The organism is Qipengyuania sp. ABI-127-1, from assembly GCA_022953095.1.
Lineage (GTDB): Bacteria > Pseudomonadota > Alphaproteobacteria > Sphingomonadales > Sphingomonadaceae > Qipengyuania.
In genome coordinates, this window is record JALJCR010000001.1 from 1,188,567 (window position 1) to 1,204,599 (window position 16,033).

15 protein-coding genes are annotated in these 16,033 nt (G+C 62.9%); 12 read left to right on the forward strand and 3 right to left on the reverse strand.

From position 1 onward, the window contains the following. Positions 1-26: 26 nt before the first annotated feature. From egtB to trxB, 8 genes are all read left to right on the forward strand, one after another. On the forward strand, positions 27-1,286 hold the full coding sequence (gene egtB, locus MUY37_RS05830) for an ergothioneine biosynthesis protein EgtB (RefSeq protein WP_499194435.1): 1,260 nt from the start codon (positions 27-29) through the stop codon (positions 1,284-1,286). Then, positions 1,286-2,284 carry an L-histidine N(alpha)-methyltransferase gene (gene egtD / locus MUY37_RS05835; protein ID WP_499194436.1) on the forward strand — a complete coding sequence of 333 codons (999 nt, stop codon included), beginning with the start codon at positions 1,286-1,288 and terminating at the stop codon, positions 2,282-2,284. Before egtB ends, egtD begins: the two co-directional genes overlap by 1 nt. Positions 2,285-2,335: 51 nt before the next feature. Beyond that, positions 2,336-2,995, forward strand: a complete 660-nt coding sequence (locus MUY37_RS05840; RefSeq protein ID WP_499194437.1) for a retropepsin-like aspartic protease family protein — start codon at positions 2,336-2,338, stop codon at positions 2,993-2,995. 46 nt (positions 2,996-3,041) lie between these two features. After that, on the forward strand, positions 3,042-3,785 hold the full coding sequence (gene otsB, locus MUY37_RS05845) for a trehalose-phosphatase (RefSeq protein WP_499194438.1): 744 nt from the start codon (positions 3,042-3,044) through the stop codon (positions 3,783-3,785). After that, positions 3,782-5,569 (forward strand): glycoside hydrolase family 15 protein, encoded by a 1,788-nt coding sequence (locus MUY37_RS05850; RefSeq protein WP_499194439.1) that lies wholly within the window; start codon positions 3,782-3,784, stop codon positions 5,567-5,569. The genes otsB and MUY37_RS05850 overlap by 4 nt, the downstream gene beginning before the upstream one ends. Beyond that, positions 5,527-6,951 (forward strand): alpha,alpha-trehalose-phosphate synthase (UDP-forming), encoded by a 1,425-nt coding sequence (locus MUY37_RS05855; RefSeq protein ID WP_499194440.1) that lies wholly within the window; start codon positions 5,527-5,529, stop codon positions 6,949-6,951. The genes MUY37_RS05850 and MUY37_RS05855 overlap by 43 nt, the downstream gene beginning before the upstream one ends. Positions 6,952-7,006: 55 nt before the next feature. Continuing rightward, positions 7,007-7,786 carry a tyrosine-protein phosphatase gene (locus tag MUY37_RS05860; protein ID WP_499194441.1) on the forward strand — a complete coding sequence of 260 codons (780 nt, stop codon included), beginning with the start codon at positions 7,007-7,009 and terminating at the stop codon, positions 7,784-7,786. A gap of 61 nt (positions 7,787-7,847) precedes the next feature. Then, the gene (trxB, locus tag MUY37_RS05865; protein WP_499194442.1) at positions 7,848-8,813 is read left to right on the forward strand and encodes a thioredoxin-disulfide reductase; all 966 of its coding nucleotides are present in this window, start codon (positions 7,848-7,850) and stop codon (positions 8,811-8,813) included. Positions 8,814-8,951: 138 nt separating this feature from the next. Here the strand turns inward: trxB and MUY37_RS05870 are convergent, their stop codons facing one another. The 3 genes from MUY37_RS05870 to MUY37_RS05880 form a co-directional block, all read right to left on the reverse strand. Then, the gene (locus MUY37_RS05870; protein ID WP_499194443.1) at positions 8,952-9,386 is read right to left on the reverse strand and encodes an MAPEG family protein; all 435 of its coding nucleotides are present in this window, start codon (positions 9,384-9,386) and stop codon (positions 8,952-8,954) included. Between the two features lie 15 nt (positions 9,387-9,401). Then, positions 9,402-9,854 (reverse strand): MAPEG family protein, encoded by a 453-nt coding sequence (locus MUY37_RS05875; RefSeq protein ID WP_499194444.1) that lies wholly within the window; start codon positions 9,852-9,854, stop codon positions 9,402-9,404. 68 nt (positions 9,855-9,922) lie between these two features. Beyond that, complete coding sequence (locus MUY37_RS05880; RefSeq protein WP_499194445.1) at positions 9,923-10,882, reverse strand: threonine ammonia-lyase; 960 nt, start codon at positions 10,880-10,882, stop codon at positions 9,923-9,925. Positions 10,883-10,949: 67 nt separating this feature from the next. Between MUY37_RS05880 and MUY37_RS05885 the strand changes: the two genes are divergently transcribed. The 4 genes from MUY37_RS05885 to MUY37_RS05900 all read left to right on the forward strand — a co-directional run bounded on the left by MUY37_RS05885 (position 10,950) and on the right by MUY37_RS05900 (position 16,030). Further along, positions 10,950-12,161: a saccharopine dehydrogenase family protein gene (locus MUY37_RS05885; protein ID WP_499194446.1), complete on the forward strand. Its 1,212-nt coding sequence runs from the start codon at positions 10,950-10,952 to the stop codon at positions 12,159-12,161. Then, complete coding sequence (locus tag MUY37_RS05890) at positions 12,161-13,459, forward strand: S41 family peptidase (RefSeq protein WP_499194447.1); 1,299 nt, start codon at positions 12,161-12,163, stop codon at positions 13,457-13,459. The genes MUY37_RS05885 and MUY37_RS05890 overlap by 1 nt, the downstream gene beginning before the upstream one ends. A 1-nt stretch (position 13,460) precedes the next feature. Then, the gene (locus tag MUY37_RS05895; protein ID WP_499194448.1) at positions 13,461-14,639 is read left to right on the forward strand and encodes a carboxynorspermidine decarboxylase; all 1,179 of its coding nucleotides are present in this window, start codon (positions 13,461-13,463) and stop codon (positions 14,637-14,639) included. Positions 14,640-14,827: 188 nt separating this feature from the next. Beyond that, complete coding sequence (locus MUY37_RS05900; RefSeq protein WP_499194449.1) at positions 14,828-16,030, forward strand: type III PLP-dependent enzyme; 1,203 nt, start codon at positions 14,828-14,830, stop codon at positions 16,028-16,030. Positions 16,031-16,033 lie beyond the last annotated feature (3 nt).

Here is a 16,033-nt window from a genome sequence, read left to right on the forward strand (position 1 = left end):
GGTGACCGCCATGAAGGGGGGATGGAATGTCCCATGCCCAAACCAGATCCCAACCCGCTCCGGCGCTCGGCGATGCGCTCGCGGTTCGCTATGCCGCCTTGCGCAATCTGAGCGAAGCGCTGGTCGCACCGCTCAGCGATGCCGATGCAACCATCCAGTCGATGGAAGATGCCAGCCCGGCCAAATGGCACCTCGCGCATACGACGTGGTTCTGGGAAACATTCCTTTTGCGCGATCACCTTGATGGATACGCGTTGTTCGAGGACGATTGGCCCTTCGTCTTCAACTCCTATTACGAGGCGGAGGGCGAACGGATCGCGCGGTTTTCGCGCGGGATGCTGTCGCGGCCCACGCTGGGAGAGATCCTGGCCTGGCGCGCGCATGTCGATGAGGCGATGACCCCGCTGTTCGAGCGCGAGGCACTGGCACCGCTTATCGAGCTTGGCATGGCGCATGAACAGCAGCATCAGGAATTGCTGCTGACCGATATCAAACATGCGCTGTTCCAGAACCCGCTCGGCGCGGCGATGTGGGATGTGGCCGGGAAGCAGGCGAAAGCACGAGATGAAGGGTGGCTGCGCCACCCCGGCGGTGTCGCGCGTATCGGTCATCAATCGGATGGGTTCGCATTCGATAATGAAGGGCCTGCGCATCGCGTGCTGCTCGAACCCTTTGCGCTGTCCTCGCGGCTGGTGACAAATCGCGAATGGGCGGATTTCATCGCCGATGGCGGCTACCAGGCGGCGGCATTGTGGCTTTCCGACGGCTGGGCCTGGGTGCGCGATAACGCCATCGATGCGCCGCTTTACTGGCGTGATGGCGAACAGTTCACCCATTCCGGCTGGCGAGAGCGCGATCCGAATGCGCCGGTCACGCATATCTCCTATTTCGAGGCGGACGCCTTCGCGACCTGGGCGGGTAAGCGCTTGCCGACCGAGTTCGAGTGGGAGGCGATAGCCCGTGGCCAGGAAGGGGAAGGCCCCGCGCACGACCCAAATGGCGGAAATCAGTTGGATGGCCCATCGCCGCCGCTTCCGGTTGGCAGTGACGGCCTGTTTGGCGATTGCTGGCAATTCACGCGTTCGGCCTATCTACCCTATCCCCGCTTTGAGCCAGCGGCTGGCGCTGTGGGCGAATACAACGGCAAATTCATGAGCGGTCAGTTCGTGCTTAAAGGCGCGAGCTGCGCGACTGTGCGCGGCCATTCGCGCGCCAGCTACCGAAACTTCTTCTACCCGCACCAGCGATGGCAGTTCACCGGCCTGCGTCTGGCGAAGGATATCTGATGAAAGCCGAAACCGGAATTTCGCTCGTCGATCTGGACGAGGACGGCGTCGACCGAGCTTTTCGCGCCGATGTGGTCAAGGGCCTACGCCAACAACAAAAGGCCGTGCCTGCCCGCTGGTTCTACGACGAGGAAGGTTCGCGTCTGTTCGAACAGATCACGCGGGTCCTCGAATATTACCCGACCCGTGCCGAAACCGAGATACTCGGCGCGCAAGGTGCGCAATTCGCCGATCTCATCGGGCCGGAACGGGCCGTGGTGGAATTCGGCTCCGGCAGTTCGGTGAAGACGCCGCTATTGCTCGAGGCGATCGCGCCCGCCGCTTACGTTCCGCTCGATATATCGGGCGATTTTTTGCGTCAGAGCGCGGCGGCCCTGGCGCAGAAATTCCCCCACCTGCCCGTCTATCCCGTGGAGGCGGACTTCATGCGCCGCGTCAGCCTGCCAGACGAGGTATCCGCGCTGGCGAAGCTCGGCTTCTTCCCCGGCTCGACGATTGGAAATATGGTGCCCCGCACGGCTGTCGATCTGCTGCGTTCCATGCGTGCAACGCTCGGCGCCGACGAAGGGGAGAGCCCGATGTTGTTGATCGGAATGGATCTGGTCAAGGATCGGGCTGTTCTGGAAGCGGCCTATGACGACGCGGAAGGCGTGACGGCGGCATTCAACACCAATCTGGTCAGGCGGATCAACCGCGAACTCGACGGCACTATCGACCCGGCCGCTCTCGAGCATAGCGCGGTGTGGAACGACGATCTGGCCCGGATCGAAATGCATCTGCGCGCGACGCGTGATTTCTCCTTCGAGGTTTCGGGAGAGAAATTCTCGCTACGAAAGGGCGAGACGATCCACACGGAAAACAGCCACAAGTTCACCCGGCGCAGTGCCTACACGCTGTTGCTTGCCGGTGGCTGGACGCCAGTCCGGCGATGGCTGGATGATGAAGAGCGGTTCTCGGTCATCCTCGCGATTGCCACAGAGCAACGCGAAGCGCCCTGACCGACTGCGCGGGTCATGGACGCTTCATGACCCCGTTCCTATATGGAATAAATGGATCTCGAACCCGTCTTCCAGGCAGCCGCCGACACCCTGCGCGCGATTCCGCGTTCGGAGTTGCTGATCGCGGCGCTGGCGGCGATGGCATTGGGCTGGATCGGTGCCGTAGTCGCCAGGCGTTCGGCGCTGGGCGGCATTCTGCGCATCGCGAGTTCGCTCGCGCTTGGGCTGATCCTGCTGACGGTGGTGCTGCAACTGTCCCGTTTCGATCCGCGCTTCGATGTGGCGGTGCCGCAGATCGGGCTGCCCGAACAAATGGTCGAGGGCGGCGAAACCCGCATTCCCCTTTCCGCGGACGGACATTTCTGGGTGCGTGCCGAGGTCAATGGCGTGCCCGGCAATTTCATGATCGATACCGGTGCCACTTTGACTGCGATATCCGCGCCCTTGGCCGAACGCGCGGGGCTTGAACCGCGGCGCGGCGGCATTCCGATCATGCTCGGCACGGCCAATGGCACGGTCCAGGCCCATGTCGCCACGGTCGACAGCCTCACTTTCGGCAATGTCAGCGCCAGCGGCACCGATGCGGCGATTGCGGAAAGTTTCGGGGATTTCAACGTCATCGGCATGAATGTGCTTGCGCGGCTGGGATCGTGGCGGGTGGAGGACAATACCCTGATCCTGGTCCCCCGCGCCGAGGATACGATTTCGTAAAATCCGCCGTTGGATCGCGCAGCGCGAGCCGCTAGGCCTGCCATCCATGGACCGTGCGATCGCGCTTCCCGCACCCCCGCCACTTGGCACCCTGCTTTCGCAGGGCTCTCTGGCGGTGTTTCTCGATTTCGACGGGACCCTGGTCGAGATCGCATCCGATCCCGATGCCATCCTCGTTCCCCCGGATATGGGCGAACGCCTGAGGGTGTTGCGGGACCGGCTGGAGGGCCGGTTGGCACTTGTCAGCGGGCGCGCGCTTGATGATGTGGAACGGCATCTGGGCCAGCTCGACCTCGCGCGGGCCGGATCGCACGGCCTGGATCGAATCCACGCCGACGGGCGTCCCGCCGGATCGATACCCGAGCCGCTGCCTGACGGGGTGATCGTGAAGCTGCGCGGTTTTGCTCAGGATCATGGCTTGCTCTTCGAACCGAAAGCCCATGGCGGCGCCCTGCATTATCGCCAGCGGCCTGAATACGAAAAACAGGCGCAGGCTTTTGGCGCGGACCTTGCCGACAAGCACGGGCTGGCGGTCAAACGCGGGAAAGCGGTGGTCGAACTGGTCCGACCCGGCGCCAGCAAACGGGGCGCCGTGGAGGCATTCATGGAAGAACCGCCCTTTATCGGCGCCATGCCGCTGTTCATCGGCGACGATGTGACAGATGAGGATGGTTTTGCGGGCGTGACCGATTACGGCGGTTTCGGCATCGCCGTCGGCGAACGGCCCAGCGAGCGGGCACGATACAGGCTCGACAATGTTGCTGCAGTGCACCATTGGTTGGAGATATGATGCAGGCCGATCTCGAGCTATCCCCCATCGGCAATTGCCAGGTCAGCGCGCTGGTGGATTGCGAGGGCGCCTTCGTCTGGGGCTGCGTCCCGCGGGTCGATGGCGATCCGGTGTTTTGCGCGCTGCTCAATGGCGATACGCGCGACCGGGGCATCTGGCGCTTCGAACTCGAAGGCCAGACCAGGGCCACACAGCGTTACGAACGCAACACCGCCATTCTTGTCACCCGCCTCGAGAGTGAGGATGGCAGTGCGGTGGAAATCCACGATTTCGCGCCGCGGTTCGAGCGTTCGGGCCGGATGTACCGGCCCGTAGCCTATACCCGTATCGTGCGGCCCGTGGCGGGCGCGCCGCGCATGCGCGTGGTGCTTGCGCCGATGAAGAATTACGGGGCGGGGCTGGCCGCAACCACAAACGGCACCAATCACGTCCGCTACCTGATCGGCCCGCAGGCACTGCGCCTGTCGACCGATGCGCCTGTCGGCTACGTCCTCGAAGGGCGCAGCTACCGCGTGGAGAGCGACCAGCATTTTTTCCTTGGTCCGGACGAACCCTTCGTCGGCAATATCCGCGACGAGGTGCGCGGGATGGAAGCGATGACCGCGCGTTACTGGCGGCACTGGGTACGCGGCCTGCACATCCCGCTCGAATGGCAGGAAGAGGTGATCCGCGCGGCGATTGCGCTCAAGCTGTGTCAGCACGAGGAAACCGGCGCGATCGTCGCCGCGCTGACCACATCGATTCCCGAAGCGGCGAACAGCCAGCGCAACTGGGACTATCGCTATTGCTGGATACGCGACAGCTATTACACGGTGCAGGCACTCAACCGGCTCGGCGCGCTCGACGTGCTCGAGAAATACCTCGCCTATTTGCGCAATATCGTCGATCAGGCGCGCGGTGGGCAGATCCAGCCGCTCTATTCGGTCATGGGTGCCGACGACCTCCACGAATTCGAGGCTGAGCATCTTGCCGGATATCGCGGCATGGGGCCGGTCCGCGTGGGCAATGCCGCCTACAAGCAGGTGCAGTACGACTGCTACGGCCAGATCGTCATGCCGACCGCGCAGGCTTTCTTCGACACACGTTTGCTGCGCATGGCCGACGAATGCGATTTCGCCCATCTGGAGGAGGTGGGCGAAGCGGCCTGGGCCAAACATGACAAGCCCGATGCGGGCCTGTGGGAATTCCGCACTCGGCAAGAAGTGCACACCTATTCGGCCGTTATGTGTTGGGCAGCGTGCGACCGGCTCGCCAATGTCGCTGCCACGCTGGGCAAGGGCGATCGGGTGGTTTTCTGGAAGAAGCGGGCCGAAGCGATCCGGGAGACGATCGAAACGAATGCCTGGAAGAAGCAGGGCCAGCATTATGGAGCCAGTTTCGAAAACGGCTATCTCGACGCCAGCCTGCTGCAATTGGTCGAGTTGCGCTATCTCAAGCCGGACGATGAGCGTTTTCTGAAAACCTTCGCTGCGGTCGAACGCGAGCTGCGCCGGGGCGATCACATGTTACGATACGCCGCTGAAGACGATTTCGGTGCGCCCGAAACCGCCTTCAACGTCTGCACCTTCTGGCTGATCGAGGCTCTGGGCCTGGTCGGTCGGGAGGAGGAGGCGCGTGAGATCTTCTGCTCGATGCTGAGTCACACGACCCGTTCGGGACTGCTTAGCGAAGATCTCGATTATGAAACCGGCGAGCTGTGGGGGAACTTCCCGCAGACCTACTCGCTGGTTGGTATAATCAATTGTGCTGGACTGTTGAGCAAACCCTGGAGCGAAGTGCGCTGAGCACCGATCCCCGCCTTGTCGTCATCTCGAACCGTGTCGCGGTGCCCAAGGCGCGCGGCGCAGCGGGGGCGCAAGGTGGTTTGGCAGGTGCGCTTCATGCGGCACTGAAATCGCGCAAGGGCCTGTGGTTCGGCTGGTCCGGACAGGAAAGCGGTTCCGGGCGGACCGGCCATATCGACACGCAGACCAGCGATGGCGTGACCACCGCCACGATCGATCTATCGCAGCGCGACATCGATGAATATTACAACGGCTATGCCAATTCGACACTCTGGCCGCTGTTCCATTATCGCCTCGATCTTGCGGAATATGAGCGCGAGACAGGCAAGGGATATGAACGGGTCAACGAACGCTTTGCCGAACTGTCCGCGCCGCTGATCGAGCCCGAGGATGTCGTATGGGTCCACGATTATCACCTGATCCCGCTGGGGGAGCGGCTGCGCTCGCGCGGGTTGAAGAACCGGATCGGCTTCTTCCTTCACATTCCGTGGCCGCCCACGCGGCTGTTCGTGTCGCTGCCCTATCACGAGCGGCTGGTGCGCACGCTGCTGTATTACGACGTGGTCGGCTTCCAGACGGAAGAATGGCTCGACAGTTTCCTGCACTATTGCGAGAACGAGCTTGGCGCCCAGGTCGACAAGGCGAGCGGCGCGGTTACGTTCGAAGGGCGCACCACGCTGGCGCGCGCCTATCCCATCGGCATCGATTGGGATCATTTTTCCCGCCTCGGCGAAACGGGTGACGCGCGGCAGGCACAGCAACGCTTGCTCAGTTCGACGCGTCGCCGCACCGCGATGATCGGGGTGGATCGGCTCGACTATTCCAAGGGGCTGCCCGAACGGATCGACGGGATCGGCCGTTTCTTCCAAAGGAATCCCGAGCGCGTGCGCGATCTCGTCTTCATCCAGATCGCGCCGCCCAGCCGCGAGGATGTCGACAGTTACCAGGCCATCCGCGCCGAGCTGGAACAGAAGTGCGGCCAGATCAATGGCGCGCGCAGCGAGGTCGACATGGTACCGATCCGCTACGTCAATCGCGGCTACAGCCATGCCGAGCTGTTCGGCTTCTTCCGCGCCGCGAAGATCGGTCTCGTGACCCCCTTGCGCGACGGGATGAACCTCGTCGCCAAGGAATATGTCGCGGCGCAGGACCCGGAGGACCCCGGAGTGCTGATCCTGTCGCGTTTCGCCGGAGCCGCCGCGCAATTGCCCGACGCCGTGCTGGTCAATCCGCATAGTCCCGACGATATCGACCATGCGATACGCACCGCGCTCGACATGCCGCTCGAAGAGCGCAAGAGCCGCTATGAGAAGATGATCGCGACGGTGCGCGACGACAATGTGCAGCACTGGACCGCGAACTTCCTGCGCGACCTTTCGTAAGCCCCGGTCCGCTGCGCGATTGCGCATACCCTGCGCGGCTGCCACCGTCCCGCGCATGATTCGCGAAGCATTTCTCGACACCCAGGGCATCCACAATTTTCGCGATTACGGCGGCTGGAAGACGCGCGGCGGCGGGACGGTGCGCACCGGCCTGCTCTACCGCTCGGGCCACCATGTCGAGGCCACCGATACGGACCTTTCGGCCATCGCCCCGCTCGGCATCCACACGGTTATCGATTTGCGCGGGCAAAGCGAGCGTTCGGCCCATCCCTGCCGCCGGGTCGAGGGCTTCGATGGCGAGGTGGTCTTCTATGAGGGAGAGACGACCAGCAGCCCGCCGCATATGGATATCGCTCCGGACACGACCGCTTCCGACTTCGCCCGCGAACGGATGCTGGCGGTCTATACTAGGATGCCCGACAATCCGGCGATGATCGACATGTTCGGCCGCTATCTCAACATCCTGGTGGAGCGGGAGGGCGCGAGCCTGGTCCACTGCTATGCCGGCAAGGACCGCACCGGCGTGGCGGCGACCATGCTGCTGCATATTCTCGGCGTGTCCGAAGACGACCAGCGCCGCGAATTTCTGCGCACCAATGACAGCCCGACCTTCGATGTTCTCGCGCGCCAGTCGCTTCCGGGGATCGAGGCGCGGCTGGGGCGCAAGCTCGACGAAGGGGCGGCGAAGGACCTGCTCGGCGTGCGCGAAGAGTATATCGATCGCTATCTCGAGATCGCGAGCCAGCGGCATGGCAGCTTCGATGGCTATCTCGAACGGGCGATAGGTGTGGATGACGCACTGCGCGATGCGCTGATTGCACGCTTCGTGGCGTGACTCTCGGTTCGGCGGTTCCCATATAGCCGCGATACCTTTTCAGACTGACGGATTTGACGACATGGCTACCCATCGCACCAAAATGCTCATCATCGGCTCCGGCCCGGCGGGATACTCCGCCGCCATTTACGGCGCGCGCGCGATGATGGAGCCGATCGTGGTGCAGGGCCTCCAGCCGGGTGGCCAGCTGACGATCACCACCGATGTCGAGAACTATCCCGGCTTTGCCGACGTCATCCAGGGGCCATGGTTGATGGAGCAGATGCAGAAGCAGGCCGAACACGTCGGCACGCGGATGATGTGGGACACGATCGTCGACGTCGATCTGTCCAAGGGCTCCCCCTTCAGGGCGGTGGGCGATAGCGGCGACGAATATATTGCCGACGTGCTGGTGATCTGTACCGGCGCGCAGGCGAAGTGGCTCGGCGTTCCGGGTGAGCAGGAACTGGGCGGCAAGGGCGTATCGGCCTGCGCCACCTGCGATGGGTTCTTCTATCGCGGCAAGAAGGTCGCCGTGATCGGTGGCGGCAACACTGCGGTCGAGGAAGCGCTTTATCTTACCAACCATTCGGACGACGTGACGCTGATCCACCGCCGCGATGAGCTGCGTGCGGAGAAAATTCTGCAGGAGCGCCTGCTCAATCATCCCAAGATCACTTGTGTCTGGAACAAGACGGTCGAAAGCTTCGAAGCCGGGCCGGGTGGCGCGCTGGGCCATCTCAACCTGCGCGATACCGTGACCGGCGAAGACAGCACGCTGGAAGTTGACGGCGCCTTCGTCGCCATCGGCCATGCGCCTGCGACCGAACTGTTCAAGGGCAAGCTGCCGATGGACGAGGGCGGCTATCTGCTGACCGAGCCCGGCTCGCCCAAGACCGAGATTCCCGGCGTCTTCGCAGCCGGCGACGTGACCGACCATACCTATCGCCAGGCGGTGACTGCGGCAGGCATGGGCTGCATGGCCGCGCTCGACGCCGAGCGCTTCCTCGCCACGCTCGACGTGGCGGAGCGTGAAGCGGCCGAATAAGGCCCGCCACAGTCATTGCGAGCCGAAGGCGGAGCAATCCATCTCCGGACGTCGCGGCGGTTTGCCGCGCTGGAAGATGGATTGCCGCGGAGCCTACGGCTCCTCGCAATGACTGTCGGTGCTTACATGTGGCGGTGCTTACATGTGGATGTCGAACACCACGATGACGGCGTGGAAGATCAACACCATCAGCGCCACGCTCGACAGCGCGTAGAGCACGAAGCGCACCATCACGACATTCGCGGTCGCCTGCACCAGCGAGTGGATTACCCTGAGACCGACGTAAATCCACGCGATCAGCGCGTTCATCCCGTCGCCCGAACCCACCAATGCCAGCAGCAAGGCTACGGCATAAAAGACGGTCGGTGCCTCATGCAGATGGTTGTAATTATGCGCTTTCCACTGGACTTCGGCTGGCAGCTCCTCGTCGAGCGCCCTGGTCCGGCGCGCATCGTTGGGCTCGATACCCGCTTCGGACATTGCCGGGATGCGGGTGGCATACATCCACAGCCACATAATCATGGTCCATACCATGAGCGCGACAACAGGCTGCAGGATTTGCGATTCGATCATCGGTCAGGAACTCCGTCAGGCCGGCGCGAGGCCGGGATCGTGGAAGAGGGTCAACGATAGGGCACGGTAGGCGAGGAAGGTCAGCACCAGCGATCCTGCCAGGAAGAGCATGAAGCGGACGGGGACCTTGTTCACCGTCGCCTGCCAGATCGAATGGACGACCCTGAGGCCCACATAAATCCACGCTGCCAGTGCGTCCGCGACGCTCGGACCCATGATCGCGATGATGACCACGGCCGCGTAGAACACTGTGGGCTGTTCCATCAGGTGTGTGTAATTGTGCGATTTCCAGTTCACCTGCGGCGGCAGCGCGCCTTCGCTATCCTGCCCGCGCACGCCGGCTGGCGCATTGCCGACAGTAATGCCTGCCTTTGCGAGAGCAGGAAAGCGCGTGAAGGCCATCCAGAACAGCATGACGAGCGACCATGCCACGAGCACTGCGGCAGGTGCGAGCATCTGGGCTTGCATTGTCGAATTCTCCCCTCTCGATCTCAGCCCGAAGGATTGCGGGCCGCAGGATCGATTGTCAAACGCAACTATGTGTCGACCAGTGTCGCGGCAAAGCTTGCGGCGTCGGTATTGCCGCCGGTGAGCAGGATCACGGTATCCTCGTCCACCGGCACTTTTCCGGCAAGCGCTGCGGCCATGGCGGCGGCACCACCCGGTTCGGCAACCAGGTTGAGCCTTGCGAAGGCGAAACGCTGCGCCTCCCGCACTTCTTCGTCGGTCACCGTCACGCCCGGTTCGGCGCGGCCTGAAAGCACAGCGAGATTGATCTCTTTGGTCGCATCGGGCTGCAGCGCGTCGCAGATCGTTGGCGGCGGATCGTCGCCCACACGCACGATCTCGCCGCTTGCGATGGCCTGGCCGACCATGTCCCACCCTTCGGGTTCGACCACGTGAATCGCGCTGTCCGGACAGGCGAGGGCGAGACCGGCCGCCAATCCGCCGCCACCGCAGCACACTACCAGTCGCGAAGGGCTGCGGCCAAGCTGCGCTTCGATCTCGACGCCTGCGCTTCCCTGACCCTCGATCACCCAGGGATCGCCGAAGGCATGCACCAACACGGCGCCGCGTTCCTTCACCAGTCTTGCAGCCACTTCGTCGCGATCCTCGCCGGGGCGATCATAGAGCACGATTTCAGCGCCCAGCGCCCGTGTCGCCTCCAGCTTCACCCGGGGGGCGTTGCGCGGCATGACGATAGCCGCCGCAATACCGAGCCGCCGGGCCGCCCAGGCTACCCCCTGCGCATGATTGCCCGAGGACACCGCTACCACGCCGCGCGCCTTTTCCGCGTCGGTCAGGTTGGACAGACGCCACCAGCCGCCGCGGATCTTGAACGCGCCCACCGGTTGCAGGCTCTCCGCCTTCACATGGCAGCGCACGCCATCGATCTCCACCGGCAGCAGCGGCGTCGGCGGCAGGATGCGACCGATCGAATCGGCGGCGGCGAGCACGCCCTGGCGGGTCGGCATACGGATATCGTCTCGGATCATTGGCGCACCTAACGCATTTCGCTAGGGGGCGCGCAAGATTCGAATTTTCACGAAAGAGGTTTTACCCATGTCGACAGTCCTGGTGATCGGTGCCGGCGGCGTCAGCAGCGTCTGCGTCCACAAAATGGCGATGAACGCCGAGATCTTCTCGGATATCCACCTTGCCAGCCGTACGAAGTCCAAATGCGACGCGATCGCCGCTTCGGTAAAAGAACGCACCGGGCAGGACGTGGCGACTTACGAAATCGACGCGGAAGAAGTCCCGGCGATGGTCAATCTGATACGCAAGGTCGGGCCGAGCCTCGTGGTCAACCTGGCGCTGCCGTACCAGGATTTGCCGATTATGGACGCCTGCCTCGAAGCGGGCGTCGATTACCTTGATACCGCGAATTACGAGCCCAAGGACGAGGCCAAGTTCGAATATAAGTGGCAGTGGGCCTATCACGACCGCTTCAAGCAGGCCGGGCTGATGGCGCTGCTGGGTTCGGGCTTCGATCCGGGCGTGACCAGCGTGTTCACCATGTGGCTCAAGAAGCACAAGCTGAAGACCATCCGCCAGCTCGACATTCTCGACTGCAATGGCGGCGATCACGGCCAGGCCTTTGCCACCAATTTCAACCCCGAGATCAACATCCGCGAGGTGACCGCGCCCGCGCGTCATTGGGAAGGTGGCGAATGGGTCGAAACGCCGGCGATGGACAAGAAGGTCGAATTCGACTTCGAGGCCGTCGGCCCCAAAAACATGTACATGATGTACCACGAGGAGCTGGAAAGCCTCGCCAAGTTCAATCCCGAGCTGGAGCGCGCGCGCTTCTGGATGACCTTCGGCGACGAATACATCAAGCATCTGACCGTGCTGCAGAATGTCGGAATGACCGGCATCGAGCCGATCAAGTATCAGGGCAAGGACATCATCCCGCTGCAATTCCTTGCCGCCGTGCTGCCCAAGCCCGAGACGCTGGGCGAAACGACCAAGGGCAACACCAATATCGGCGTAATCGCGACCGGCGAAGCGCTCGACGGTTCGGGCGAGAAGACGTTCTACATCAACAATATCTGCAGCCACGAAGCCGCTTACGAGGAAACCGGCAACCAGGCGGTTTCCTATACGACCGGCGTTCCGGCCATGATCGGTTCGGCCATGATGGTCACCGGCAAATGGGCCGGGGAGGGCGTGTTCAACATGGAAGAAATGGACCCCGATCCCTTCATGGACATGCTCAACGATCATGGCCTGCCCTGGCAAGTGAAGGAGCTCGACGGGCCGGTGGATTTTTGATGCGTTTCGGACGCAAACACGCGGCTCTCCTGTTGGGATGTGCCGCGTTTTCCCACGTCCCGTCCTATGCTCAGGAGGGTACGGAAGAGGTCGCCGAGACCGCCTTCGATGCAGCGGCCGGCTGGATCGAGTTCGAGGAAGTGCTGCGCGCCAAATACGCCTATATCGAACGCGGGGATATGGACGTGGAGGCGCAATTGGCACGCTCGCGTGCGCTCGCGTCCAAAGCCCGCGATCGCAAAGAGCAAAGGCGGATTCTCCACCAGACGGCGCTTACCTTTTCCGATCCGCATCTGATCGTCGGTCCTTTCGAGGACGGCGATTTCAATATCGCCATGACCTCTACCGATCTGGCCGTGAGTATGGCGAAGGGGCGCGCCCGTATCATGGACGTTCGTCGAGGCTCCTCCGCCTTCGCTGCCGGATTGCGCCCTGGCGACGAAATTCTCGCCATTGATGGGATCGCAGCCGAGAAAGCCGCACTGATGCCTTACGGAGAAGTGCTCGATCGCCCGACCCCGTTGCAATTGAGCTACGGCGCGACCCTGGCCGCCAATGGGAGGCGTGCCAGCAATCGGACGCTCACGCTGCGCAGAGCGGCAACTGGCGAGACGCGCGACGTCGTGCTCGAAAATCCGCGCGAGTTCGCACGATCGGTCGGCGATCGTCCGCTGGTCGACCTCGAATTCCTTGGCGATCGCGGCGAGGTCGCGGTTCTTCGGCCCAACAATTCGCTCGGCAACAACGATACGATCGGTGCCTTCGACGAGGCCTTGGCGCGCGCGCTCGAAAGAGGGGCAAGCGCAGTCATCCTCGACATGCGCGAAACGCCGAGCGGCGGAAATACCGAGGTGGCGCGCTCCATCATGGGGCACTTCGTCGCCGAGCCGAAGCCTTACCAGATGCATCGCATTCCCGCCTTTGAACGCGAATTCACCGTTCCGCGGCAATTCGTCGAATATGTCATGCCGCGAGCGCCGCAGTTTTTAGGGCCGGTATTCGTGCTGCATGGCAAATGGACCGGCAGCATGGGGGAGGGCATCGTGGTCGGCATGGATGCGGCGAGTGATGCCGTGACCATAGGGTCGGACATGGGCGATCTGCTCGGCGGTCTGTGGAATTACGATCTCGAAGTCAGCAACGCCCGACTCGATCTCGGAGGCGAGGCGCTGTTCCATGTCGATGGCACGCCGCGAGAGGATTATGTCGCGCAGCATGCGATCATGCCTGCAAGCACGGCTGGCGATGGTACGGACCCTGCCATTGGCAAAGCATTGCAGCTTTTGGGGGAGCGCTAGAGTGGAAACCAAAGCCGGCGATCCGGGCGCCTTTGCGCACTTCGACCTCGACCGTGTCGATAGCCCTGCCTTCGTGGTCGATGCAGCGAAGCTGCGCGCCAATTGCCAGATTCTGGCCGACATCCGCAACGCGGCGGACATCAAGGTGCTGGCCGCGCTCAAGGCGTTCAGCATGTGGTCGACCGCGCCGATCATCGGCGAATATCTCGATGGCGTGTGCACCTCCGGCCTGTGGGAAGCGCGGTTGGCGAGCGAATTCTACGATGGCGAGATCGCGACCTATTCGGCGGCCTACAAGCCCGAAGAGCTGGAGGAAGTCTGTCGGCTGTCGGACCATGTCATCTTCAATTCGCCCGGGCAGCTCGAACGCGCCACGCTGATCCTCGACGCCGCACGCGCGGCAGGGCAGGATTTCGATGTCGGCCTGCGGATCAATCCGATGCACCCAACCGGTGAGGTGCCGCGCTACGATCCCTCCAGCCCCGGCAGCCGCCTCGGCTTCCCGATCGACCAGCTCACGCCCGAGATCATGGCGCAGGTCGACGGCATCCACTTCCACAATCTGTGCGAACAGGATTTCGAACCGCTGCATGCCACCTGGGACAAGGTGTTCGACACGATCGAGCCGTGGTTCGGGCACCTCAAATGGATCAACATGGGCGGTGGCCACCACATCACCCGCGCCGATTACCAGCGCGAGGAATTGGTCGAATTCCTCAAGGATGCCAAGGACGATACCGGCGCGGAAATCTATCTCGAACCGGGCGAGGCGGTGGCCTTGGATGCGGGCATATTGGTCGGCACGATTCTCGATACCGGGTTCAACGGGCTGCCGGTTGCGGTGGCGGATATCTCGGCCACCTGTCACATGCCCGATGTGATCGAAGCGCCCTATCGCCCGGCAATGCTGGGTGAGAGCAGCGAGCGCGATGTGCCCGAGATACGCATTGGCGGCCCTTCCTGCCTCGCAGGTGACGTGATCGGCGATTATCGCATCCCCGGCGGGGCGGAGGTGGGCAAGCGCTTCGCCTTCCTCGACCAGGCGCATTATTCGATGGTCAAGACGAACACGTTCAACGGCGTTCAGCTGCCCAGCATTTATCTATGGGACAGCGAGACCGACCAGCTCGAGCTGGTCAGGGAGTTCGGATACGAGACGTTCCGCGACCGGTTGAGCTGAAGCGCGATCTGTCGCAGCAGCGGCCCGACGCAACCTATGCGGGCCTTGCGCATTTTAGCTGCATATTCACTTGCGGCACATGAGAATCCGTTTATATGCGCCGCTCCCGCTGCCCCAAGGGGACTTCCTAACCGCAAGGCAGCTTGTCGTTTCATGGACCGCAAGGTCTGTTTAGGGGGTCCCTTGAGTTGCAGCATTTCCCTGACGCCAAGGCTGTAGTCCGCGCCCTTTCGCCGGACGAACCGATCATTCTCAACCGCCCGCACGCCGCTGCGCGCGCGGCGCGTTTCTTCGTCGAGAAATTCCCGGGCAAGTCGCTCTATGCGGTGAAGGCGAATCCCTCGCCCGACCTGCTGCAGATCCTGTGGGACAACGGCGTCACGCATTACGACGTGGCCTCGATCGCCGAAGTGCGCCTGGTGCGCGCAACGCTGCCCGATGCCGTCCTGTGCTTCATGCACCCGGTGAAGGCGCCCAGCGCGATCCGCGAGGCCTACCACCAGCACGGCGTGAAGACCTTCAGCCTCGACAGCGTCGAGGAACTGGAGAAGATCGTCGAGGCTTGTCGCGGCGAAGACGGCGAACCGGCGCAGGACCTGCGCCTGTGCATCCGCCTGCGCGTTTCCAGCGAATATTCCGAACTCAGCCTCGCCTCGAAGTTCGGCTGCGACCTCACCGAAGCGCCCGAACTGCTGCAGCTGACCCGCCAGCATGCCGACTGGCTCGGCGTATGTTTCCACGTGGGCAGCCAGGCAATGACGCCCTTCGCCTATGTCCAGGCGCTCGAGCGCGTGCGCGTCGCCATCGGCGAGGCATCGGTGGTCATCGACATGGTCGATGTCGGCGGCGGCTTCCCGTCGGTCTATCCGGGCATGGAGCCTCCGCCGCTGGAGGACTATTTCCAGATCATTCACCAGAACTTCTACAATTTGCCGGTCGCCTACAATGCCGAGCTGTGGTGCGAACCGGGCCGGGCGCTGTGCGCCGAATATTCGTCGCTGATCGTCAAGGTCGAGAAGCGCCGCGGCGAGGAACTCTACATCAACGACGGCGCCTATGGCGCGCTGTTCGATGCCGCCCACGTGGACTGGAAATTCCCCGTCCGCGCGCTGGAAGACGACCTCATTAAGCCCGACATGGACTTCGCCTTCTACGGGCCGACCTGCGACGATGCCGATTACATGCAAGGCCCGTTTGTCCTGCCCGAGGACATTCAGGCTGGCGACTATATCGAGATCGGTATGCTCGGCGCTTATGGCGCGGCGATGAAGACCGATTTCAACGGTTTCGGCGCGGCCGAGCGAATCGTCGTCACCGACGAGCCGATGGCGAGCCTCTACGACGGCAGCCGCCAGCGTCCGGCAGCCGACAATGTGGTGAGTCTGCGCTAGGCC

Bases quoted from the DNA above. Each gene is read 5' to 3' on its own strand.
- MUY37_RS05850 (WP_499194439.1), top strand. From the start codon at position 3,782: ATGATGCAGGCCGATCTCGAGCTATCCCCCATCGGCAATTGCCAGGTC.
- trxB (WP_499194442.1), top strand. From the start codon at position 7,848: ATGGCTACCCATCGCACCAAAATGCTCATCATCGGCTCCGGCCCGGCG.
- egtD (WP_499194436.1), top strand. From the start codon at position 1,286: ATGAAAGCCGAAACCGGAATTTCGCTCGTCGATCTGGACGAGGACGGC.
- MUY37_RS05890 (WP_499194447.1), top strand. From the start codon at position 12,161: ATGCGTTTCGGACGCAAACACGCGGCTCTCCTGTTGGGATGTGCCGCG.
- MUY37_RS05860 (WP_499194441.1), top strand. From the start codon at position 7,007: ATGATTCGCGAAGCATTTCTCGACACCCAGGGCATCCACAATTTTCGC.
- otsB (WP_499194438.1), top strand. From the start codon at position 3,042: ATGGACCGTGCGATCGCGCTTCCCGCACCCCCGCCACTTGGCACCCTG.
- MUY37_RS05870 (WP_499194443.1), bottom strand. From the start codon at position 9,386: ATGATCGAATCGCAAATCCTGCAGCCTGTTGTCGCGCTCATGGTATGG.
- MUY37_RS05840 (WP_499194437.1), top strand. From the start codon at position 2,336: ATGGATCTCGAACCCGTCTTCCAGGCAGCCGCCGACACCCTGCGCGCG.
- MUY37_RS05880 (WP_499194445.1), bottom strand. From the start codon at position 10,882: ATGATCCGAGACGATATCCGTATGCCGACCCGCCAGGGCGTGCTCGCC.
- egtB (WP_499194435.1), top strand. From the start codon at position 27: ATGTCCCATGCCCAAACCAGATCCCAACCCGCTCCGGCGCTCGGCGAT.
- MUY37_RS05885 (WP_499194446.1), top strand. From the start codon at position 10,950: ATGTCGACAGTCCTGGTGATCGGTGCCGGCGGCGTCAGCAGCGTCTGC.
- MUY37_RS05875 (WP_499194444.1), bottom strand. From the start codon at position 9,854: ATGCAAGCCCAGATGCTCGCACCTGCCGCAGTGCTCGTGGCATGGTCG.